Source organism: Piscinibacter sp. PDB5-1 (genome assembly GCF_056676035.1).
This window is the reverse complement of record NZ_JBWVZL010000001.1, coordinates 78,812-99,713: the sequence shown is the minus strand read 5'-3', so window position 1 is coordinate 99,713 and position 20,902 is coordinate 78,812. Positions and strand designations below refer to the sequence as shown.

The window sequence follows — 20,902 nt, the reverse complement described above, 5'->3', positions numbered from 1 at the left end:
TCCGACCACCTTGCCGAATGTTGCCTGGGCATCCGCCTGGGCTGGCTTGACCACGCCATGACAGACAAGAACATCAAGTACACGGCCACGGCCGACGTGAACCCGTTCGAAGCTGGCATGCGTGCGATTCGGTCGTCGCTTGCCAGCGTCTCGCGGCAATTCACTTCGGTGCAGCAGCAGTTCAAGACGGACGGCAGCGCGATGCGCGGGCACATGAAAGACGTGTCCGACAGCATCCGCTCTGACGTTGCAGGCATGGGCGGGCACTTCAGTGGCCTGCTTGAGTCGCTGGGTGCCACCAAGATCGGCTTCGTGGCACTGGTGGCCGTGGCGGCGGGCATGGCAGCCGTCGCCTCGGCCAACGCCACGGCGAAGATGACCGAAGAGGCGATGGACCTCGCCCGCGCCCTCGGCGAATCGACCAACCAGGCACAGGTCTGGAAGATCGCTCTCGAGGACGTTGGCGCAGAGCAGTCCGACCTCGAGGGCGCGTCCAAGGGCATGACGCGCCAGCTCAAAGAGAACGAAGACAAGATGCAGTCGATGGGTCTCAAGACCCGCGACGCGGCAGGCAACTTGCGGCCGATGAGCGACATGCTCGTCGAGGGCCTCGACATCCTGAACGAATACAAGGAGGGGGCTGACCGCAACCTCGCCAGCCAGGTGCTCTTCGGCAAAGGCGTCGATGCGTCGTCGAAGCTGCTGCTCGTCAACAAGGAAACGCTCGACGACGCGCGCGCCACGATGGCCGATCTCGGCCTCGAGGTGGGCTCGAACGCGGTCGAGGCCTGGAAGCAATACGACGCCGCCGGCGACCGCGCTGGCTTCGGCATGAAGGCCTTGGGTGCCACGGTGGGTCGCATCCTGATGCCGGTCCTCACCGACCTGATCAACATCTTCAACGCCGTGATGCCTGCGGCCATCGTCATCGTGCGCGGTGCGCTCGGTGGCTTGGCGACAGCGTTCCATGCGCTGAAGAACGGCGTGGTGATCGTGTGGGAGGTCATCAACGCCATGGTGGTGTCGGTGGCCGAACCGATCCGCGCTGTGGCCGAGGCCGTGGGCAAAGCGGTTCAGGGCGACTTTGTCGGTGCGGTCGAGTCCGTGCGAAACATCGGCACAGTGATCAGCTCGGCCTGGTCGAACGCCATGGACAACATGGCCGAGTCGTCGCAGAAGACGCGCGACCGCATTGCGGCCATCTGGAGCGCCGACACCGGTGCCGGACAGCCTGAGGGCAAGCGGGGCGAGAAGAACTACGTCGCACCGCCTGAGAAGCCCAAGAAGCAGGCGGTTGACCCGAGCCAGATGTCCTACTACGAGTCGCTTCTCTCGGAAGAGAAGCTGCTTGCAGCCAAGAAGGACGCGCTGCGCGAATACACCAAAGAGCAAGAGGCCGTCTTCTGGCGCAACCTGCTGACCCAGCATGAGGTGAACGGACAAGACCGCGCGCGCATCACCAAAAAGATCGCCGACCTCGAGCTGCAGACGCTGCGCGAGTCGGCCAAACAGATGCAGGCGCTCGACCAAGAGCGGCTGAGCGGCATTCACGACCGCGCGATGGGCGCCATCGAGCAGGCCAGGGCCGACGCCGCGCTGCAGTTCGAGCTGGGCAACATCACGCACGCGCAGTTGCTGGAGCAAGAGCGCCAGTACGAGCTGCAGCGCGTCGAGATCCAGCGTGAGTACCTTGCGCAGCGCCTGGCCATGGTGGACCCGCAGCGCGACCCCGCCGAGTTCGAGCGTCGCAGTCAACAGCTCGAAGAGCTTGAGCGGCAGCACCTGCTGCGCATGAAGCAGCTGCAGACGCAGTCGGCCCGCGAGGCGCAGACCGGCCCGTGGTCAAACGTGTGGCAGTCGGCCGAGCAATCGTTCGCGCGCGCTGCAGAGGGAATCATGAACCGCACACAAACGCTGCGCGGTGGCTTGGCCAGCGTGTGGCAGGGCATCGGCGCAACAGTGAAGGGCGAGCTGGCGAAGATCGTCGCTGCCAAGGTTATGGCCTTCGCCAAGGAACGCGCGCTTGCGTTGGCGGGCATCGGCACCGATGCCGCGCGGGCCGGCGCAGGGGCCGCAGCCTCGCAGGCCTCCATTCCTGTGGCTGGCCCCGTGCTCGCCTTGGCAGCACTGGCAGCCGTCTTCGGCGCAGTGTCGGCCATGGGCGGCGCTGTGCCGAGCGCGCGGGGTGGCTGGGACATCCCCTCGGGCATCAACCCGCTCACGCAACTGCATGAGCGCGAGATGGTGCTGCCGCGCGAGCAGGCCGACGCGGTCCGCGACATGGCGCGCGGTGGCGGTTCTGGCCTGTCCCCCATCGAACTGCGGGGCGTGAGCGTCGGCGACTTCTTGATCGCCAACAAGCGTGACTTCGTGAAATTCCTCGAAACCCTTCGCCGAGATGGCGGCCTGCCCGGAGTGCCCCGATGAGCAACGCAGTTCTACCGGCTCTGCCGGGCTGCTCGTGGGGGCGCAAACGGGCGGTCAAGTGGTCCACGACCGAGAAGGCGGCCGTCAGTGGCCGCACCTATCGGGCGGCCAATTGGAGCTACCCACGCTACACGTGGCAACTCGACTATGAGGTGCTGCGCCAGGTCGATGGCTCGACCGAGGTCGATCAGATGCTCGGCTTTGTCAACGCACGAAACGGCAGCTTCGACACCTTCTTGTTCAACGATCCGTGGGACCGCGTCGCGGTGGCGCAAGTCTTCGGCATCGGTGATGGGGTGACGACCCAGTTCCAGTTGGTGCGTGCGCGAGGTTCATACGTCGAACCCGTGCGCGGCATCGTCGAGGTGCCGCAGATCTTCATCGGCGCCGTTCTGCAGTCCAGCGGTTTCAGCGTGTCAGCGACCGGGCTTGTCAGCTTTGCTGTCGCGCCGGCCAACGGCGCGTCGCTGTCCTGGTCTGGCAACTTTTACTGGCGCTGCTACTTCTTGAAAGACGGCGTCGAGATCAACGAAATGATGTACGGCCTGTTCGACCTCAAGGGGCTGGGCTTCATCACGGAGAAAGCCTGATGCGCACCGCTTCATGGGAAGTCAGCCCCGGTGCTCTTGCTGCCTTGCTCAACGGTGCAGGGGCGACCCAGCTGCGCATGGTTGACCTGTACACCATCACCATGCCGAACGGCACTGTGTACCGGTGGAGTGGTGGCGACGAACCCGTGCGCTTGGGTGCGACGCTCTGGGCCCTGGGGCCCCTGCTTCAGCGCACTCGCACGCGCTCGGGCAGCAAGCTCGAGGTTGATACCTGCGACGTGACGTTCAGCGCACCGCCGGGGTTCACCGTCAATGGTGTGCCGCTCATCACGTTCATCACGGCGGGTGGCTTTGACGATGCTCGCTTGAGGCTGGAACGCGTCTTCAGCGCCGGCCCTGGGCTGCCCTGGCAGGGCGCGCTGTACCTCTTTGATGGTGGCATGGGGGCCGTGCTTGGTGGTCGTCACGAGAAGAAGGTGCAAGCGCGCAGCAGTATCGAGCTGCTCGACGCGCGGATTCCGCGCAACGTGTACCAGCCGTCGTGTCTGAGCAGTGTCTTCGACACGCACTGTGGACTCAGCCGGGCTGCGCACCAGGTCACTGGTGCTGCGACCAGTGCAACCGACGTGCTGCAGACGACGTTCGCGCATGGCATCGCTGGCGTGACGGCAGACCACTGGGCGTTGGGTGAGGTTCTGATGACCAGTGGGCCGAATGAAGGGGTGCGCCGCACGGTGGCCAGCAACACGGCCGGCGCATTGACAGTGATTGAGCCATGGCCTTTTCCGGTTGGGGCTGGTCAGACGTTCACCGCTTGGCCAGGCTGCGATGGTCAGCAAAGCACCTGCACCACGAAGTTCAACAACCGGCCCCGGTATCGCGGGGCGCCGTACATCCCTGTGGCCGAGACCGTTGTATGAGCCTCAGAGAGATCAACGAATTGGCGCAGCGCGCTCGGGTCGCCGAAGAGGCCTTGAGTTGGTTGGGCACCGCGTATCACAACCACGCTCGGGTGAAGGGCGTGGGTGTGGACTGCGCGCACATCCTTTGCGATGTCTACGAGACCACGGGGTGTATCGAGCACGTCGATCCCGGCTTCTACGCCCACGACTGGCATCTGCACCGAGGCGAAGAGGTCTACGAGCGTTGGCTTGACGCTTGTGGCGCGCGGCCTGTGCAGGCGCCTGCAGTGGGCGATGTGGCGTTGTTCCGCTTCGGTCGAACTTTCAGCCACAGCGCCATCGTCGTCGAGGTTCCTTCGGCAGCGCGGCCCGACCAGGTCTTGCTGGTGCATGCGTTTGTGAATCGCGGCGTGATCCTCAGCCGGCTTTGCGAAGAGCCGCTGGCAGGGCGCGAAGTCAAGTTTTGGAGTATCTGGTAATGGGTGGTCAGACCATCGCGACAAGCGAAACCCGCATCGAAGCGGCCAAACTGCAGAGCAGTGCCTATGGCGTCACGATTGCCATCGCCTACGGGCTGACGCGCCTGACGGGCAACTTGCTGTGGTACGGCGGATTTCGGGCCCTGGCTCACACGACCGGAACGTCGGGCAAGGGTGGTGGCGTCAAGACGCAGAACACCACCTACACGTATCGCGCGTCGGTGATGATGGGTATTACCGAAACTCCGGTGCTCGACATTCCGCGCATCTGGCGGGGCAAAGGGCTCAAGGCCGGCGGCTACACACCGACGCAGTTGCACAACGCAACAGAGACCTACGTTGTTCCGCCCGGCGGCGGCTCGTACACCGTGGCCCAGGCGGCGCAGATCGAGCCCTCGGGCGTGAGCCGCATGTCTTACCCCGGTGGCCACAACGGCCGGCCTGCATACGTGAGCGTCGATGAATTCGAAAGCACGCCTGGCACCCTGGTCTTCGGGCCTGTGTGGGCTGGTGCTACGTTCACGATTCGGTACCGCTGGGTTTCGGGGGGGCAGCCTCAGACGGCGATGCAAGAGCTTGGTCTCACGCTCTTTCGCGGCGAGTTGAGCCAGCCTACCTGGAGTTTGCTGACCAGCAGCTACCCTGACCAGGCCGTCCCATATAGCGGTTTGGCGTATGTGGCTGGCGGTGACTACGACCTCGGCACAGGTGCGCAAGTCGAGAACCACCTCTTCGAGGTGATCGCGCCGTTCGCCTACAGCCTCGCCTCCACGGTGCCCGATGCGAACCCGGGTGATTTCCTGCCCGACGCGCTTTGCAATACGCGCTACGGAGCCAGCTTCCCTGGGACCGCGCTCGACATCGAAGATTGGGCCCTCTACTGCCGTGCAGCCGGTCTGCTCATGAGCCCGGCGATCACCGAGCAGATGTCGGCTTCCGAGCTTGTGCTCAAGGCTTGCGAGCTGACGAACAGCATTCCCGTGTGGAGCGGGGGGCGGCTGAAGATCGTCCCGCGAGGCGACAAAGAGATCACCGGTCACGGCGTCACCTGGACGCCGAACCTCACTCCCGTGTATCACCTGACCGAAGACGACTTTCTGCCGATGGCCGATGGCGAGGCGATCCACGTCACGCGTGGCAGTCCAGCCGAGGCATACAACCAAGTGTCGCTGCAGTTTTTGAACCGCGAGCGCCAGTACAACATCGAGTCGGCTGAGGCGAAAGACCGAGCCAACATCCATGCCAAGGGGCTGCGACCCGCGCGGCCTGTTCGTGGCGACTGGATCTGCGATGCGGCTGTCGCGCGGAAGGTGGCTCAGTTGCTGCTGCAGCGCTACACCTACGTTCGCAACACGTACGAATTCCGCCTGCCGTGGACAAAGGCGCTCATCGAGCCCGGCGACCTGCTCGGCATCACCGAGGCGCATCACCTGCCGACAGGGCGCGTGGTGCGCGTGGTTGAGACCGAGGAAGACATCGACGGCGAGATCCGCGTCATTGCCGAAGACAGTCCCATCGGCATCGGCAGCGCGCCGCTGTATCCGTCGCAATCTGGCGCTGGGTATTCCGCGGACTACAACGCCGCGCCAGGCGCGGTCTCTACGCCGTCGTTCTTCGAGCCGCCGGTGAACATGGCCGGTGCCTCGGGCCTCGCGGTGTGGTGCGCTGTCAGCGGTACGGGTGCGAACTGGGGCGGCGCGCGCGTGTGGGTGAGTCTCGACGGCACGCAATACAAGGAAGTCGGCCGCACCTTTGGTGGTGCGCGGTACGGTGTGACCACTGGCGCGCTCGCTGCAGACGCCACGGGGCCGGTCGGCATCTCGCTGGTGGGGAAGGGCGGTCAGTTGCTCAACGCCACCACGGCCGAGGCCGACGCCCTGACAACCTTGTGCATGGTCGATGCCGGGGGCGGCGCCATCGAGTACCTGGCCTACGAAGGTGCCGCGCTGGTGGCTACCAATGCCTACAACCTCAACGGCCTGCGTCGAGGTGCGTACGGTACGGGCGCGGGAGCCAAAGCCGCAGGCTCGAAGTTCGTGCGCATCGACCAGGGCGTGGTGAAGGGTGAGGCGCTCGATGTTGAATACATCGGCCGCACCATCCACTTCAAGTTCACCAGCTTCAATGTTTATGGGGGGGCAGAGGAAGACCTTGCTGATGTCGCGGCGCACAGCTACACCGTCGCGGGAACGATGGCGCAGTTGCAGCCAGGCGTCGCCGGCAAGGGCGTGAGGCTGTCGGCAGACAGCCTCGTCGTGCATGTGCCCAACAGTGGACCCCGCGTGCCGGCAAACATCACGCTGACGGCCGCGCTGCAGGGCCTGCTTCAAGGCACGCCGAGCATCACGGTGCACAGCGGCGCGGCTGGCCTCACGGGCTCTGGCCTCACGCGCACCCTCTCAACGGCGAGCATGCTCACCGACACCGTGGTCGTGCGCGCGCAGCTCAGTGACCCGGTGGCGACCTACACGGACGACGTAACCATCACGCTGGTGCGTGAAGGTGTTCCTGGTACGCCTGGCGTCCCAGGCTCCCCGGGGGCGCCGGGAACGCCTGGGGCTCCAGGAGCGCCAGGAGCGCCAGGCGCGTCTGCGGTTGCGCCGTCGCTCACGCGTGAGGCCGTGGTCTTTCCTGCTGATGCGGCTGGCAACGTCAGCAGCTATGCAGGCAACACCACAACGATGTCTGTGCTGGTCGGCGGGGTGGACGATAGTTCGAACTGGACGTTCAGTCGCGTCAACGGCCCTGGCGTCAGCAGCACGCTCGTTGGACGCACGCTGACGCTCGACAGCATTGCGCCCTCACAGGACGCGAGCTATGTGGACATCAGCGCCACGCGCTCGGGGTTTGCCACCCAGAGCAAGAGCTTCGGCGTGAGCAAAGCAAAGCAAGGTGTTGTCGGCGCACCGGGGGCGCCTGGTGCTCCCGGTGCGCCGGGGGCGCCAGGTACAACGGGGGCCGCTGGCCAGCGCGGCAATGTGCAGTTCAGTCGGCCGATCTCGGGCTCAAGCTGGAGTGACGTTGAAGCGCTTGCTGCGATCACGGGGGCGGGCTTCGCGGGGCCGGTCTTTCAGGATCGGGTGACGCTGGTCGGCACGTCAGGCTACGTCCACACGAAGTTTTGGGACGGTACGGCGTGGCAGACCGCAACGGTGCAGCTCGACGGGAATCTCTTCGTTGACGGGACCATTGCGGGAAGCAAGTTTGTCGCTGACAGCATCGAGACCCATCACCTGAAGGTTGGCGCGGTGACGGCCTTGAACTACTACGGAGGCATCAGCGCGTACTACTTCGTGCCTGTTGGCGTGTCAACGACAAACCAGACAACGAACTACGGATCCGAATTCACGTCAACCGGCGCCCCCGTGACAGTCGTTTCGGACGGTCGCGCTTACATAGAGGTCTACGCATCGACCGCGATCCGGTACTTCAAGTCCACGATCTATCTCCGAATCGATGGTGTCGAGCGGCGGTTCTCGGGGGCGCCGGGGGTCTGTTATCCGGCTGGGTCGAGCAAATACATCGGGCTGCTCCCTGTGCCAATCGTTTGGTCCGGCGCCCTAGCTGCAGGCTCGCACCAATTCAGCATCCGTATGGAGGCAGAGTGGTTTGACGGCAATTGGACTGCGATAAACACGATGAATGGTTCTGGCGGAAACCTCGCCGCGTACTTGGGTTCGGTCATCGCGATTGAGAGCAAGGTGTGATGAGTGTTGTCAGACGGCAAGGGGCCCGCTTCGGCGGGCCTTTTTTATTTCACAAACGATGGAAGGGAGACGATGGCAGACGTGATTGCAACCGCCGGTGCCGGCGCGGCCGCAGGGGCGGTGAGTGCCGCAGTCGGCGGCATGCCGCCGCTCGAGGTAGCCGTGTGGGCGGTGATCGGCGGCTTGACCGCTGTGTGGATGGAGCACGAAGTGCACGCAGAGATGTCGCAGCGATGGCTGCTCGGCATCGTGGTGCAGCTCTTCGTGTGCGCAGCGTCGGGCATTGCACTGAGTGCGGCTCTGCCGGCGCTCGGTGCTGCCTATCCCCTGCTGCAGCCCGTGGCTGCCGTGCCCCGCTGGGTGGCGGCAGCAGTGATCGCCGCCGTCATTCTGCGCGCGGCGCCTTTCTTCTTCGGCTTGTTCAAGCAATGGACCAAGAGAGGGGACAAAGATGCTTCCTGATCTGATCTCGGCCGTGTGCGGCCTGGTGCTCGTCGGCGGTGCTGTGGCTGTCATCAAGGGCAGCAAGCGCTGTGAGCTGTCTGTCAAAGCGCTCGCAGCTGGCCTCATTGGTGTGTGGGGTGCCTCGTTGCTCTTCACGCCGTTTTTGCAGGCGCCTGCGCTCGGCATCGTCGGGCCCTGGGCGAAGGTAATTGGCCCCGCTGGCGTGGCCCTGTGGGTGTTGCGCGCCGTGCACAAGCATCGCGGTCGGCCCATGCGCAGGTGTACCGACTTCGCATGCTTCGACGATTCAGCGAGCGAGCGAGGCCGCACATGAAGCTCCTGCTCAAGCGCGTGGACCTGCAGGCGGTGTGCACCATCGGTCGGTTGTCAGTTGATGGCGAAGAGGCTTGCTGGACGCTCGAAGACCCCGTGCGCAAGGGTCCGAAGGTGCCTGGCCAAACCGCCATTGCATACGGCGCGTACGGCCTCGACATCACGTGGAGTCCACGCTTTCAGAAGTTCTTGCCGTTGTTGCTCGACGTGCCCAACTTCAGCGGGGTGCGAATCCACCCGGGCAATTACGCGAAAGACACCGAGGGGTGCATCTTGCCGGGCTTCGACCGCTACCAAACCTCGGTCGGCCGTAGCCGGCAAGCATTTGACGAGCTGTTCGGGCGCCTGCGCGATGCAAAGCGGCGTGGTGAATCTCTCTCACTGGAGATCGTGTGATGCCCACCTGGTCAACCGCACTCGGGGGCATGGCCGTGGCCACCCTCGCGGCCGGCCTGGCCGGGCTGTGGGGCGGCATGCGCCACGTCGAGGCGCAGCACGCCGCCAAGCAAACCACGGCGGCACTCACGCGCTCAGAAGCCGCGCGAGATGACGAGCGCCTGGCCAACGCATCACAAGCAAGGATCACCGATGCCCACCACCACCGCCTGCAGGCGAATCAGCGCGCTGCTGCTGGCAGCCTTGAGCGGCTGCGCCAGTTGTCCGCCGACGAGCGAGCCGCCGACCCGACCATCAGCGAGTGCGGCCGCGATGCGCCCGCCACCGCAGTCCTTCGTGACGAGGACCGAAGCGATCTTGTCGCGCTCGCCCAAGAAGCAGATGACCTCATCGCCGCCCTCATCGAGCACCAAGAGCGCGAGCGCGCCCTGACAGGGTGCGTGACTCAAAAGAAAACAGGGAAGGTCGCCCCCTGATTCAAAGGCGACCTCTTTTCAAAGGAAGTAGCAAGTGACCAAGCATGTCCGAATCGAGAACGCCGACACCTCTTCGCACAAGGTGAGCGTGTTCATCGAGCACAAGAACGCCGATGGCCAGTGGGTGCGAAGCGCCGACAGCGCGCCCGTGCAACTCAACCATCCCACGGCGTTGACGGAACAGATGATCCACAGCACGCGCCGCCTGGTGGTCGAAGAGGTCTGACGCAGTCGCGTCCAGCTCGTGCGCCTGGCCGCTGGCCAGGTGCCGGCATCGACACACGCTCATCCCGAGCGTGGCTCGATGCGGGTACCCGCACAAAAAGACAGGGCGACCGCCTGAGGTGCGCTAACACCCCGGACGGACACCGAACCCACAGAACAGACCTGTGAGCCCAGCCAAGGCCCCGCCACCTCCCGGGAGGCGGGTGCGATTCTCAGACACATGGAACCTCACTTTGGTCACACCGATCATTCCGTGGCTTGGCGGCAAGCGCCGCTTGGCCGACACCCTCATTCCCCGCTTTCCGCCGCACAAGTGCTATGTCGAGCTGTTCGCTGGCGGCGCGGCGCTGTACTTCTTGCGGCCGCCGGCCGAAGTGGAGGTCGTCAACGACATCAACGGCGAGCTGGTGAACCTCTATCGGGTCGTTCAAACGCACCTCGAAGAGTTTGTGCGCCAGTTCAAGTGGTCGCTGAGCAGCCGCGAGATCTTCAGGTGGACGCAAGACACGCCGCCTGAAACCCTGACCGACATCCAGCGCGCCGCACGCTTCTTCTATCTGCAGCACCACTGCTTCGGCGGCAAAGTGCAGGGGCAGACCTGGGGCACATGCACGACGGCGCCTCCGCCAAATTTCATGCGCATCGAAGAGCAACTGAGCGCTGCGCACCTGCGCCTGGCTGGCACGTTCATCGAGCGGTTGCACTGGCGCAAGTGCATGGAGCGCTACGACCGACCGCACACGCTGTTCTATCTCGACCCGCCGTACTGGGAGACCGAGGGCTACGGGGTTGATTTCCCGTTCAGCGAGTACGAAGAGATGGCGCGCGCGATGCGTGCCATCGAAGGCAAGGCGCTGCTCAGCATCAACGACCACCCCGACATTCGCCGGTGCTTCGAAGGCTTTCACATGGAGTCGCTCGACATCACCTACACGGTGGGCGGGGGAGGGAAGGGCGCCGCCCGCAAGGAACTGGTGATCTGGTCTTGGGACCAAGCGGCCGAGCCGGCGGGGTTGTTCTGATGAAAAAAGGGGTGCCTCCCGGCACCCCTCGGTAGTGGCTTACTTGCCCTTTTTCGTGGGCGGCGGCGCGGCTGGCCGGCGCACGGTTTCGATCACCGTGGTTTTAGGGTGCGCCCGAGCGTACTCAGGCTTGACGATGCGTCCAGTTACGGCGCTGCGTGCGATGGTTTGAGTTGTGCGTTTGGTCATGATGAGTCAAGTTGCTAGTAGGAAAGAGAGATGAGAGGGGCCCGCGAGGGCCCCAACCTGCTGCGATCAATCTGGCGAAGAGCGCCAGTGCTCGCAGACTCTTTCGCGCCGCCCGAAGCGGGTGCGCTGATACGTCCGCACGCGGACTGTTTTGGGGTCGTTCGAAGTTGACATGAATGTCCTTTGGTTCAACAAAGTGAACGCAACTTCGAGCCACGACGCCAAAGCTGTGTGCTAGCCTTGACTCCTACCTCCAAGTAGGTCGGGGCTCAGGGGGTGCGTTCGTACCCCTTATTCACCTGACGAAGTCCTCTTGCACCCTTGCCCGGGTTCAAGAGGACTTTTTTTTGCGCCTTACGAAATGGATAGCATGAAGATCATTCTAGTCAGGCGGCCTTGGTGATTTCGTGCAAATTTTCACCCCGTTAGCTGCTGCTAATGCTTGTTCGTGGCACTTTGACGACCGAGTGGGGTGCTGGCGGCGCCGGTTATATCCGCAAACTCTCGGTAATGCGCGCCTAGATGCGGTTCTTCGCTATCGAATCCGGCTCAGCCTTCTCTTGACGGTTTGAGCAAGTTCTAGTAGGGGGCTGGCGACAAATAAACCCGAGTTGAGCGAATGGTTTTTACTGGCGCGTGCAGCCTATGGTGCCGGTACCACCTTGCACCACCAGGCCTGCGGGTGGACAGGCTCCCAGTCGTGAGCGCGCTGCGTGCCGTGCAGCAGGATGTTGTCGCCCTCGATCCTGATCTTGACGACGTGTAGCGGCGCTACCGCGTTGCCGATCCTGTGGTCGGGCCCCGAGGTGACCACCGCGTAGTCGGCTTCGAGGTGCAGGTGGCCACGGTAGCGCTCTGCGACTGCCAGTTCATCCCTGGTCAGCTTCATCCCCGACGCTCGCAGTTGCACCAGCTCGACCCACATGGCGCCGTTATACCGGCTGGGCGTCTCGGCCAGGCGCCGTGCGCTGCCGCCGTCGGCATCATCGATGCAGGTCTTTTGCCCGTAGCTGGGTGTAGCGCATCAACTGCTTCGGGTCACGGTGGCCGGTGATCAGCATCATCTCGGGCAGGCTGTACTTGCCTGACTCGACCAGGCGGCTGATGGCCTCGTGGCGCAGGTCGTAGAGCTGCAGGTCTTCGATGCCAAGTTCGCGGCACGCACGCGGGAAGATGCTCGACCAGGTGCTGCCGTTGAAGTCGAAGATGCGGCCGTCGCCCTTCGGCTGGCGGCTGATGATCTCCATGCAGCGGCCGAGCAGCGGCACGATCTGGTCGTTGCCGACCTTCTTGCGTGGGTCTTTGCGGTCTCGAATGCGGATCGTCTTGTCGACCTCGTTGAGGTCTTCCCACATGAGCCGCTCAATCTCTGACGGCGGGCGAAAGCACGAGTCGAGAATGAAGTCGAACAAGTCGGGCGTCAGCGACTCCGAGCGTTCGGCGAACCAGGCGCGCAGCCTGGCCAGCTCGTCGGCGGTGGGGCGCCGGTCGCGCATGTTGCTGCGCTGCAGCTCGCCCATGTACCGCAATATCTCGCGCGCATCGTCCACCACGGCCGGCTGCAGCGGGTATCCCCACAGCGCCCTGGCGATCTTGAGCACGCCCTTCAGGTAGGTGAGGTCGATGGACGCGGTCACGTTGGTGATCTGCCTGTCCTCGCGGATGTACTTCACCACGCGCTCGGCCGTCAGCGCCTGGGCCAGCTCGGCGCCGAGGTGCAGCTTGATCTTCTTGATGACGTCGGCCTTGTTGCGGCCGAACGGCTTCTTGCGGCCCACCTCTTCGGTGTAGCGCTCGATCAGCTTGCTGATCGTCACGCCCGATTTGCTGACCACGCCGGCGCGGCCGGCATCAATCTCGGCCTCGATCTTGCGCGACCACTTCTCCGCGAGAATCTTGGTTGCAAACGTCTGCGTCTGAGGCGGAAAGCCCTTCCTGCGGACCTGTGCCCGCCACTTCCCGCCGACCTGGATGATGGACGCCATTCCCGTAGCACTCCCGTAGCAGCGCGGGAGTGTAGGGCCATGCAAACGGGTGCAAACGACTGGACAGACGTGCTACGGAAGTGCTACGGCCACCATGGTGAACACAGAAGAATCAACGACTTACCACCCATGGAGGCTTGCTATTGCCCCCATGATGGATTGGACGGACCGCCACTGCCGGTACTTCCATCGCCTGCTGACGAAGAACACGCTGCTCTACACCGAGATGGTGACCACGGGCGCGTTGCTGCACGGCGACGTGCCACGCCACCTCGACTTCAACGGCGAAGAACACCCCGTGGCCTTGCAACTCGGCGGCAGCGAGCCCGACGACCTGGCGGCCTGCGCGAAGCTGGCCGAGCGCTGGGGCTACGACGAAGTCAACCTCAACTGCGGCTGCCCGAGCGAACGGGTGCAGCGCGGCGCCTTCGGGGCCTGCCTGATGAACGAGCCGCAGCTCGTGGCCGATTGCGTGAAGGCCATGCGCGACGCGACAAGCCTGCCGTTGACCGTAAAGCACCGCATCGGCATCGACCAGAGCGAGCGCTACGAGTTCGTGCGCGACTTCATAGGCACCGTGGCCGAGGCCGGTTGCACGGTGTTCATCGTGCATGCGCGCAATGCGTGGCTGAAGGGCCTGAGCCCGAAAGAAAACCGCGAAGTGCCGCCGCTGCGCTACGAGGTCGTGCACCGCCTCAAGCGTGAGTTTCCGCAGTTCACCGTCGTGCTGAACGGCGGCGTGACGACGAACGACCAGATCGCCGAGCAACTGCAGCACCTCGACGGTGTGATGCTCGGCCGCGAGGCGTACCACAACCCCTGGTTGATGGCCGACTGGGACGAGCGCTTCTTCGGCGCCGCGCCGAGCGGGCTCACGCGCGAGGCGGTCGAAGATGCGATGGTGGCCTACATGCAGCGGATCGTGGCCACCGGCGAGCCCTGGTCGCGCGTGTCGCGCCACATGCTTGGGCTGTACAACGGCCTGCCCGGCGCGCGCCGCTGGCGGCAGGTGTGGTCAGACCACCACCTCAAGGGGCTCGACCCCGCCGAGGTGTCGGCCCAGGCGCGGCGGCGGCCCACCCCCGTCGTGTGAGCTGCCGCTGCGCTCAGCGCAGCTTGTCGCGCGCCTTCTCGATCAGCACCCGCGCTTCTTCGCGCCGGCCTGCGTCGGCCACCTGGCGGCCCGGCCGGGCCGGGGCCTGCAGTGCGCGCTCGAGGTGGGTGATGGCCTCGGCGGGCTGGCCCGTTTCGAGCAGGTACTCGCCGTAGAAGTAGTTCGGGTCGATGCCCTTGGGGTTGAGCGTCAGTGCGCGTTGCAGCATGTCTTTGGCTTTGGCCTTGTCGCCGAAGCCGAGCGGCCAGCCGGGCACCTTGTAGTACAGAACGCCCAGGCTGTTGTAGGCCGAGCCGTCGAGCACGTTGCCGTCGATCTTGATCGCCGCTTCGTAGAGCGACTTGGCCTGCTTCACCAGGCCCAGCGCGCCGAGCCCGCCCTTGGCGCCGGCCAGCGAGCTGACGATGATGCCTTCCCACACCAGGGGTTCGCTTCGCTGCGGGTTCGACTCGGCCACGCGGTGCGCCTTGGCGGCCAGGGCCTCGAAGCGCTTCTCGCGTTCGCCCGCCGGGGTCTGGTAGTTGATGACTTCCCAGTCGTGTTGCAGCTCGACGACGGCGTCTTCGACCGCGCCGGCGTGGGCGCTGGGCCCGCTCAGCAGCGCGGCCGTGGCCAGGGCGGCAGACAGCAGGGTGGACAGGGTGGGGCGGTGGGTCATGGGTGTCTCCGATCGAATGAATCAGTGAAGCGAAAGCTCAGGGCCGCACGAGCGAGGTCGAGCCTTCGTGGGCCGAGGCCCGTGTGCTGCCGCGCGAGGCGTGGGGCGCGGGCAGGTGCTGGCGGTGCTTGGCGAAGGCGCCATCCATCGCCGCGGGCGCGAGGCCGTTCAGCCGCACGGCCAGCGTTTCGGGGAAGCCGACGAAGCGCTCGGCCTTCTCGCTCTTCAGCAGGTGGATCAAGGCGTCGGCCACGTCTTCGGGCGTGTCCATCACCGTGCCGGTGGCGCGGTTGAAGAGCACCACGCTGTCGTCGTTGAACGCGGTGCGCGTGCTGCGCGGGCCGAGGTACTGCACGCGCACCGGGCCCTTGCCCAGCTCGCGTCGCAGCGCCTCGGTGAAGCCGCGCAGGCCGAACTTGCTCGCAGCGTACACGCTGAACCCGGGCAGGGCGAGGCGGCCGAGCGCCGAGCCGACCTGGATCACCTGGGCGCGGCGCTGTGTCTTCAGCGCCGGCAGCAGCGCCTGCGTGATGCGCATCGGTGCGAGCAGGTTGGTTTCCAGCACCTGGGCCATGTGCTCGGTGCTCAGCGATTCGAGTGCGCCGAAGCTCGCCAACCCGGCGTTGTTGATGAGCACGTTGGCCTGCCAGTCGATGGCGGCCTGCCGCAACTCGGCGGCGGCGTGGGCCTGGGTCACGTCGGTCGCATGCCAGGCGATGCGTGCGGTCAGTGCCGGGCTGGCGCCCAGGTCGCGCGCCAATTCGCGGCTCAACGCGGCCAGGCGGGCCGGCGAGCGCGCCACCAGCATCACGGCGGCGCCTTCTTGCAGCAGCCGGCGGGCCATGGCGCGGCCGATGCCGCCGGTGGCGCCGGTCAGCAGCACGCGGGCGTCGGCGGGCTTCATGCGGTCACCTCGGCACGCGTGGGGGTGGCCGCCGCCACCGGCAAGGGCAGGCTGCGGAACACGTCGCCATACAGCCGGTAGAACGCGCGCGCGGCGTGCACGATGTCGGCCTGGTCTTGCGGGTCGTCGATGGCGTCCATCAGCAACGCGAAGTGGGCGGTGTGCTCCTGGTCGAGCGTGCCGTGCGAGCGCAGGTAGCTGAAGGCCTGGTCGGGCAGGCCCAGGTGCGACTGGATGCGCCCTGCGGCGGCCAGCGCGAGCGCCACGCTCGTGCCTTCGAGCACGTGCACCATGCCGAAGAAGCCCAGCGGGTTGCCGCGCGCGATGGTGTCGTAGGCATAGGCCACCATCACTTCGGTGGCATGGCCGGGGCGGCTGTGGCGCAGCGTGTCGCGGTCTTGGCCGCAGGCGACCAAGTCGTCGAGGATCCACTCGTCGTGGCCGGCCTCTTCGGCCACGTACTCTTCGAGCGCGGGCTTCAGCCACTGGTGCCGCTCGGGCAGCGCCGCGCGGCAGGCCTGCAGCAGCGGCACGGTGTGGCGCACGTGGTGGTAGGCCTCGCGCAAGAAGGCCACGTAGCTCGGCAGCGAGACTTCGCCGCGCGCGAGAACGCCCTGGATGATCGGGATCGCGGTCAGTTGCTGGCGCTCGGGCTCGGTGTCGGCGAGCAGCCGTTGGAAGAAGCTCATGGGGGTCCTCTCGAAGCTCATGCGGATTGCCGTGTGGCCAGGCCCAGCGCCGCGGCGTGCATGCGCTGGATGGCTTCGCGGCGGGGGCGGCCGTTGGTCGTGGCCAGGCCGGTCTCGGGGGTGAAGGCGGCCTGGGCACGCACCCAGCGGCCGATGCGGGCGTAGTCGGGCAGGCCGGCATTGGCGGCATCGACGGCGGTCTGCAGCGCGGGCCCGCTGGCGTCGGGGTGGGTGGGCCACAGCACAGCGCTGAGGCTCGGCTCGCCATCGCCCAGCACCACGGCCTGCATCACGGCGGGTTCGCTGCGCAACGCGGTCTCGACCCACTCGGGCGCGACGTTGCGGCCGAAGGCGGTGATGAGCACGTGCTTCTTGCGGCCCTGCACGTGCACGAAGCCGTCGCGGTCGATGTGGCCCAGGTCGCCGGTGGGCCACCAGTTGTCGGCGCTGGCGCGGGCCTCGCCCACGTAGCCGAGAAACAGGCTGCCGGCGATTTCGATCTCGCCCGCGTCGGTGCAACGCACGCGGGCATGTGGCAGCGGGCGGCCGGCGCTGCCAGGGCGGTCGGCGCTGGGCAGGTTGAGCGTTTGCACCGAGGCGCCTTCCGACAGCCCATAGCCCTCGTAGGCCGGAATGCCGCAGACCCGCGCCGCGAGCAGCGTGCGTTCGCCCACCGCCGCGCCGCCCACGGCCACGAAGCGCAGGCTCTCGGGCGGACGTTGCTGGGTGGCGTGCAGAAACGCGGCCCAGGCCCGCAGCATCTGCGGCAGCAGGATCAGGCTGTTGGGCCGGTGCTGCAGCACCGCGCGTTGAAACGCGGCGGGGTCGAAGCTCGACGAGCCGCGCAGCCCCAGTTCGGCCAGCGCCGGCACGCTGCAGGTCGCCCCGCGCGACAGTGGCGCCATCACGCCCGCGATGTTTTCCAGCAGCACGGGCAGCGGCAGCGCGCACAGGTGGCGTTCGATGTGCAGGGGCGCCAGCGCTTCGGCCACGCCGGCCGCGACGCGCGCCATGGCCTGGCCTCCGAGGCACACGCCCTTGGGCGTGCCGGTGGTGCCCGAGGTGAAGGTGACTTTGGCGGTGCCGTGGGGCAGGCGCACGCCCGGGTGATGCAGGCTCAGCAGGCGGTGTGGCTCGCCGGCGAGGGGCAGGTCGCTGGCGGGGGCCGGGCCATCGAGCGCCTGCAATGGGGTGGTGGCGATGCGCTGCGACGCGAGCAGGGCGTCGCAGCCGGCATGGGCCAGCGCGTGCTGGCATTGCTCACGCGTGAAAAACGCGGGCAGCGGCACGTGCACCACGCCAGCCTGCGCGGCGGCGAGGTCCATCACCACCCAGGCGGGCGAGTTGTCGGCCAGCGTGGCGAGCACACGAACGCCGCGTGAGATGAGCACCGTCGCCAGGCGATCGACTTCATCGGCCAGCTGTGCGTAGGTGAAGGTGTGCACGCCATCGTCGAGCGCGATGGCCTCGCGCGGCGCGTTCGAGATCAAGGACAGCGTCATGGCTCAGCCTCGACTTGCAGCCGGTGCACGCTGCAGCAGGCGCAACGCTTGCGACAGTTGACCGGCCAGCACCACGGGCTGGTGGTCGTAGTAGCTGCCCCAGTCGGCGGCTTCGTCGCCCAGCCGGGCCGGGTCGGCGATGCCCAGCGCGAGCGGCGTGACGCCCATGCGCACGAACAGGTGCCGCAGTTCCTGGGTCAGCGTGCTGACCACCCATTGCACCTGCAGGCCGGTGAGGTGGTGGCCCAGCGCGAAGATCAGCCGCCGGCCCGCGCCCGCCTGCGCGGCGGCCAGGTGGCCGACCTCGACGATGTGCTCGCGCGCCGGGGCCGTGCGGGTGTGGGGTGCGAGCACGGTGTCGATGGGCGCGTCGAGGTAGCGCTCAAGAAACAGCGGGTCGCTGGCGAAGCGGTAGCCCGCGGCCGCGACGAGCCGGCCTTCGTCGCTGAGACTCACGAGCGTGGGCGCGAAGTGGCGCACCGTGGCACCGTGGTGCTGCGCGTAAACGCGGCGGATGAACGCCTCGACCGCCGGGCGGCGCACATCGTCGGGGCCGTGCACCTGCAGGCTGCGCCCGCCGGGGCTGGCGGGGAGCTCGTGGGCGGCACCCGCGGGGTCGCTGGGCACGGGCTCGTCGTCGGGCAGGCGCGATGCGCTGAACATGTCGGGCTCCTGGGTGAGACACCGGGTGGTGTCTTGAGGGGCATGTTCAGCGCGCTGCCTGAAGACAAGCTTAAGACGTGTGCAAGCCCGAGCGCGGGGCTGTGCGGGGGCCAAATGCGTCACGGCAGCGCGAATAATCCGCCGCATGCGAACCCTCATCGTGGAAGACGACCCGCTGCTCGGCGACGCGCTCGCCACCGGCCTGCGCCAGCGCGGCCACGCGGCCGACTGGTTCAGGCGCGGTGACGAGGCCGACGCCGCGCTCGGCAGCGTGGCCTACGACGCCGTGGTGCTCGACCTCGGCCTGCCCGGCGGCGACGGCATGACCTGGCTGGCCCGCTGGCGCGCGGCGGGGCGGGTGCTGCCCGTGCTGATCCTCACCGCACGCGACGGTGTCGAGCAACGCATCGCCGGCCTCGACGCTGGGGCCGACGACTACCTCGTCAAGCCCATCGCCATCGACGAACTCGCCGCGCGGCTGCGCGCCTTGCTGCGCCGCAGCCAGGGGCGCGCGGCCTCGGTGTGGCAGCACGGCGCGCTCGAATACGACCCCGCGCGCAAGCAGGTGCGCTGGCAAGGCGAGCCGGTCGACCTGACCGCGCGCGAGCTGGCCTTGCTCGAAGCTCTGCTCGCGCAACCGCAGCGCGTGCTGTCGAAGGCCCACCTGCAAGAAAAGCTGTACGACTGGAGCAGCAACGAGCCCGAGAGCAACGCGCTCGAAGTGCACGTGCACAACCTGCGCCGCAAGATCGACCCACGCATCGTGCGCACGGTGCGCGGCGTGGGCTACGCGCTCGGCGCGGCGGACGACGCGGCATGAGTGTCGTCACGAGGACTCAGCCCAGCCTGAAGCGCCGCCTGCTGGTGGCTTTGCTCATCGCCGCGCCGCTGGTGTGGGCGGCGGCCCTGCTGCTGTCGGTGCGCAGCGCGCGGCACGAGGTCAACGAGCTGTTCGACACGCAGCTCATCCGCCTGGCCCGCCAGGTGCAGGCCACGCTGCGGCCGGGCTTGATCGACGACGACGTGCCGCCGCTGGCCTCGGTGGCATCGGCACCGGCTGCGACTGCCTCGGCCGCTGCATCGGCCGCGAGCGACGACATGGGCGAGGCCGATGTCGAAGACCTGTCGGTCGCCGTGTGGAACCGCGAGGGCCGCCTGCTGCTGGCCGACCGCGAAGGCGCCAGCCTGCCGCACCGGCCCCAGGCCAGCGGCTTCGTCACCGAGCGCATCGGCGCCGACGAGTGGCGCATCTACTACCTGCAATCCTTCGGCGGCGAGTGGCTGGTGGCGGCGGGGCAGAAGACCTACGAGCGCGACGAGATCGTGTTCGACCTGTCGGTGAGCCAGCTCGTGCCCTGGCTCGTGATGCTGCCGGTGCTGTTGCTCGTCATGGCCTGGGCCGTGCGGCTGGCGCTGCGGCCCGTGCGCGAGCTGGCCGACGAGCTGAGCGGCCGCGGCGCGGGCGATTTGCACCCGGTGCCACTGAGCCACGCGCCCACCGAGCTGGCGCCGATGGTGTTGGCCATGAACGACCTCTTCGCGCGCATCGACACCACCATGGCGCGCGAACGCCAGTTCACCGCCGACGCGGCACACGAGCTGCGCACGCCGCTGGCCGCGCTGCACGCGCAGTGGGACGTGCTGCGCAGCAGCCGCAACGAGGCCGAGCGCGCCGAGGCCGAACGGCGCGTGGGTCGGGGCATCGAGCGGCTCGACCGCCTGGTGACGCAGATGCTGGCGTTGTCGCGCGTCGAGGCGCTCGACGCGGCGGCTGCTTCGACCGACGTGCCCTGGCCGCGCGTGGTCGAACAGGCCATGAGCGACTGCCTGCCGCTGGCCGAGCGCCGCCAGATCGAGCTCGCCTGCGAATGGCCGCCGGCCGGTGACGCGCACCCCTTCCCGGTGCTGGGTGACGAGCACCTGATGACCGTGCTGTTGCGCAACCTGCTCGACAACGCGATCCGCTATGCCCCGGCCGGATCGGCGGTGACCGTGCGCGTCACCCCCGAGCACCTCGAGGTCGAGAACGACGGCGAGCCGCTGGCCGATGCGCTGAAGGCTCGGCTCGGTGAACGCTTCTTTCGCCCCGACGGGCAAGACGAACGCGGCAGCGGGCTGGGCCTGTCGATCGTCAAGCGCATCGCGGCCCTGCACGGGCTGGCCGTGAGCTTCGACGAGCGGGCCGACGGGCGCGGCGTGCGGGTGCGCGTGGGTTTCAGCCCCCGCTGACCCGCAC

22 protein-coding genes are annotated in these 20,902 nt (G+C 66.8%); 14 read left to right on the top strand and 8 right to left on the bottom strand.

Features of this window, described 5'->3' with window-relative positions; genetic code table 11:
* Positions 1 to 57 precede the first annotated feature (57 nt).
* The 11 genes from AC1KAT_RS00455 to AC1KAT_RS00405 all read left to right on the top strand — a co-directional run bounded on the left by AC1KAT_RS00455 (position 58) and on the right by AC1KAT_RS00405 (position 10,962).
* Positions 58 to 2,427, top strand: coding sequence for a hypothetical protein (locus AC1KAT_RS00455; RefSeq protein ID WP_480321656.1), 2,370 nt, complete (start codon positions 58 to 60; stop codon positions 2,425 to 2,427).
* Positions 2,424 to 3,017 (top strand): DUF2460 domain-containing protein, encoded by a 594-nt coding sequence (locus tag AC1KAT_RS00450; RefSeq protein ID WP_480321654.1) that lies wholly within the window; start codon positions 2,424 to 2,426, stop codon positions 3,015 to 3,017. The genes AC1KAT_RS00455 and AC1KAT_RS00450 overlap by 4 nt, the downstream gene beginning before the upstream one ends.
* A complete protein-coding gene (locus AC1KAT_RS00445) occupies positions 3,017 to 3,898 on the top strand; it encodes a DUF2163 domain-containing protein (RefSeq protein ID WP_480321652.1) in 882 nt (293 codons plus the stop codon). Before AC1KAT_RS00450 ends, AC1KAT_RS00445 begins: the two co-directional genes overlap by 1 nt.
* Positions 3,895 to 4,359: a hypothetical protein gene (locus tag AC1KAT_RS00440; RefSeq protein ID WP_480321650.1), complete on the top strand. Its 465-nt coding sequence runs from the start codon at positions 3,895 to 3,897 to the stop codon at positions 4,357 to 4,359. Before AC1KAT_RS00445 ends, AC1KAT_RS00440 begins: the two co-directional genes overlap by 4 nt.
* The gene (locus AC1KAT_RS00435; RefSeq protein ID WP_480321648.1) at positions 4,359 to 8,066 is read left to right on the top strand and encodes a phage tail protein; all 3,708 of its coding nucleotides are present in this window, start codon (positions 4,359 to 4,361) and stop codon (positions 8,064 to 8,066) included. The genes AC1KAT_RS00440 and AC1KAT_RS00435 overlap by 1 nt, the downstream gene beginning before the upstream one ends.
* 72 nt (positions 8,067 to 8,138) lie before the next feature.
* Positions 8,139 to 8,528 (top strand): hypothetical protein, encoded by a 390-nt coding sequence (locus AC1KAT_RS00430; RefSeq protein ID WP_480321646.1) that lies wholly within the window; start codon positions 8,139 to 8,141, stop codon positions 8,526 to 8,528.
* Complete coding sequence (locus tag AC1KAT_RS00425; RefSeq protein WP_480321644.1) at positions 8,518 to 8,844, top strand: hypothetical protein; 327 nt, start codon at positions 8,518 to 8,520, stop codon at positions 8,842 to 8,844. The genes AC1KAT_RS00430 and AC1KAT_RS00425 overlap by 11 nt, the downstream gene beginning before the upstream one ends.
* Positions 8,841 to 9,239 (top strand): DUF5675 family protein, encoded by a 399-nt coding sequence (locus tag AC1KAT_RS00420; protein WP_480321642.1) that lies wholly within the window; start codon positions 8,841 to 8,843, stop codon positions 9,237 to 9,239. Before AC1KAT_RS00425 ends, AC1KAT_RS00420 begins: the two co-directional genes overlap by 4 nt.
* Before the next feature lie 29 nt (positions 9,240 to 9,268).
* A complete protein-coding gene (locus AC1KAT_RS00415; protein WP_480321640.1) occupies positions 9,269 to 9,715 on the top strand; it encodes a hypothetical protein in 447 nt (148 codons plus the stop codon).
* A gap of 34 nt (positions 9,716 to 9,749) precedes the next feature.
* The gene (locus AC1KAT_RS00410) at positions 9,750 to 9,941 is read left to right on the top strand and encodes a hypothetical protein (protein WP_480321638.1); all 192 of its coding nucleotides are present in this window, start codon (positions 9,750 to 9,752) and stop codon (positions 9,939 to 9,941) included.
* Positions 9,942 to 10,173: 232 nt separating this feature from the next.
* On the top strand, positions 10,174 to 10,962 hold the full coding sequence (locus AC1KAT_RS00405; RefSeq protein WP_480321636.1) for a DNA adenine methylase: 789 nt from the start codon (positions 10,174 to 10,176) through the stop codon (positions 10,960 to 10,962).
* Positions 10,963 to 11,001: 39 nt separating this feature from the next.
* Here AC1KAT_RS00405 and AC1KAT_RS00400 read toward each other — a convergent pair whose 3' ends face one another.
* The 3 genes from AC1KAT_RS00400 to AC1KAT_RS00390 all read right to left on the bottom strand — a co-directional run bounded on the left by AC1KAT_RS00400 (position 11,002) and on the right by AC1KAT_RS00390 (position 13,136).
* The gene (locus AC1KAT_RS00400) at positions 11,002 to 11,151 is read right to left on the bottom strand and encodes a hypothetical protein (RefSeq protein WP_480321634.1); all 150 of its coding nucleotides are present in this window, start codon (positions 11,149 to 11,151) and stop codon (positions 11,002 to 11,004) included.
* A gap of 643 nt (positions 11,152 to 11,794) precedes the next feature.
* The gene (locus AC1KAT_RS00395; protein WP_480321632.1) at positions 11,795 to 12,076 is read right to left on the bottom strand and encodes a hypothetical protein; all 282 of its coding nucleotides are present in this window, start codon (positions 12,074 to 12,076) and stop codon (positions 11,795 to 11,797) included.
* 58 nt (positions 12,077 to 12,134) lie between these two features.
* Complete coding sequence (locus AC1KAT_RS00390) at positions 12,135 to 13,136, bottom strand: site-specific integrase (RefSeq protein WP_480321630.1); 1,002 nt, start codon at positions 13,134 to 13,136, stop codon at positions 12,135 to 12,137.
* A 94-nt stretch (positions 13,137 to 13,230) separates the two neighbouring features.
* Here AC1KAT_RS00390 and dusA point away from each other — a divergent pair, with 94 nt between their 5' ends.
* Entirely contained in the window at positions 13,231 to 14,229 is a 999-nt protein-coding gene (gene dusA / locus AC1KAT_RS00385) for a tRNA dihydrouridine(20/20a) synthase DusA (RefSeq protein WP_480321628.1), read from the top strand.
* 13 nt (positions 14,230 to 14,242) lie between these two features.
* Here dusA and AC1KAT_RS00380 read toward each other — a convergent pair whose 3' ends face one another.
* Genes AC1KAT_RS00380 through AC1KAT_RS00360 form a run of 5 tightly spaced genes read right to left on the bottom strand, consistent with a single transcriptional unit; the run spans position 14,243 to position 18,666 of the window.
* Entirely contained in the window at positions 14,243 to 14,908 is a 666-nt protein-coding gene (locus AC1KAT_RS00380; RefSeq protein ID WP_480321626.1) for a tetratricopeptide repeat protein, read from the bottom strand.
* A 37-nt stretch (positions 14,909 to 14,945) separates the two neighbouring features.
* Positions 14,946 to 15,812 carry an SDR family oxidoreductase gene (locus AC1KAT_RS00375; RefSeq protein WP_480321624.1) on the bottom strand — a complete coding sequence of 289 codons (867 nt, stop codon included), beginning with the start codon at positions 15,810 to 15,812 and terminating at the stop codon, positions 14,946 to 14,948.
* A complete protein-coding gene (locus tag AC1KAT_RS00370) occupies positions 15,809 to 16,501 on the bottom strand; it encodes an iron-containing redox enzyme family protein (RefSeq protein WP_480321622.1) in 693 nt (230 codons plus the stop codon). The genes AC1KAT_RS00375 and AC1KAT_RS00370 overlap by 4 nt, the downstream gene beginning before the upstream one ends.
* 17 nt (positions 16,502 to 16,518) lie before the next feature.
* Entirely contained in the window at positions 16,519 to 18,003 is a 1,485-nt protein-coding gene (locus AC1KAT_RS00365; protein ID WP_480321620.1) for an AMP-binding protein, read from the bottom strand.
* Between the two features lie 3 nt (positions 18,004 to 18,006).
* On the bottom strand, positions 18,007 to 18,666 hold the full coding sequence (locus AC1KAT_RS00360) for a thermostable hemolysin (RefSeq protein WP_480321618.1): 660 nt from the start codon (positions 18,664 to 18,666) through the stop codon (positions 18,007 to 18,009).
* 145 nt (positions 18,667 to 18,811) lie between these two features.
* Here AC1KAT_RS00360 and AC1KAT_RS00355 point away from each other — a divergent pair, with 145 nt between their 5' ends.
* Positions 18,812 to 19,486 carry a response regulator gene (locus tag AC1KAT_RS00355; protein WP_480321616.1) on the top strand — a complete coding sequence of 225 codons (675 nt, stop codon included), beginning with the start codon at positions 18,812 to 18,814 and terminating at the stop codon, positions 19,484 to 19,486.
* Positions 19,483 to 20,895: an ATP-binding protein gene (locus AC1KAT_RS00350; protein WP_480321614.1), complete on the top strand. Its 1,413-nt coding sequence runs from the start codon at positions 19,483 to 19,485 to the stop codon at positions 20,893 to 20,895. The genes AC1KAT_RS00355 and AC1KAT_RS00350 overlap by 4 nt, the downstream gene beginning before the upstream one ends.
* The last annotated feature ends 7 nt before the right edge of the window (positions 20,896 to 20,902 follow it).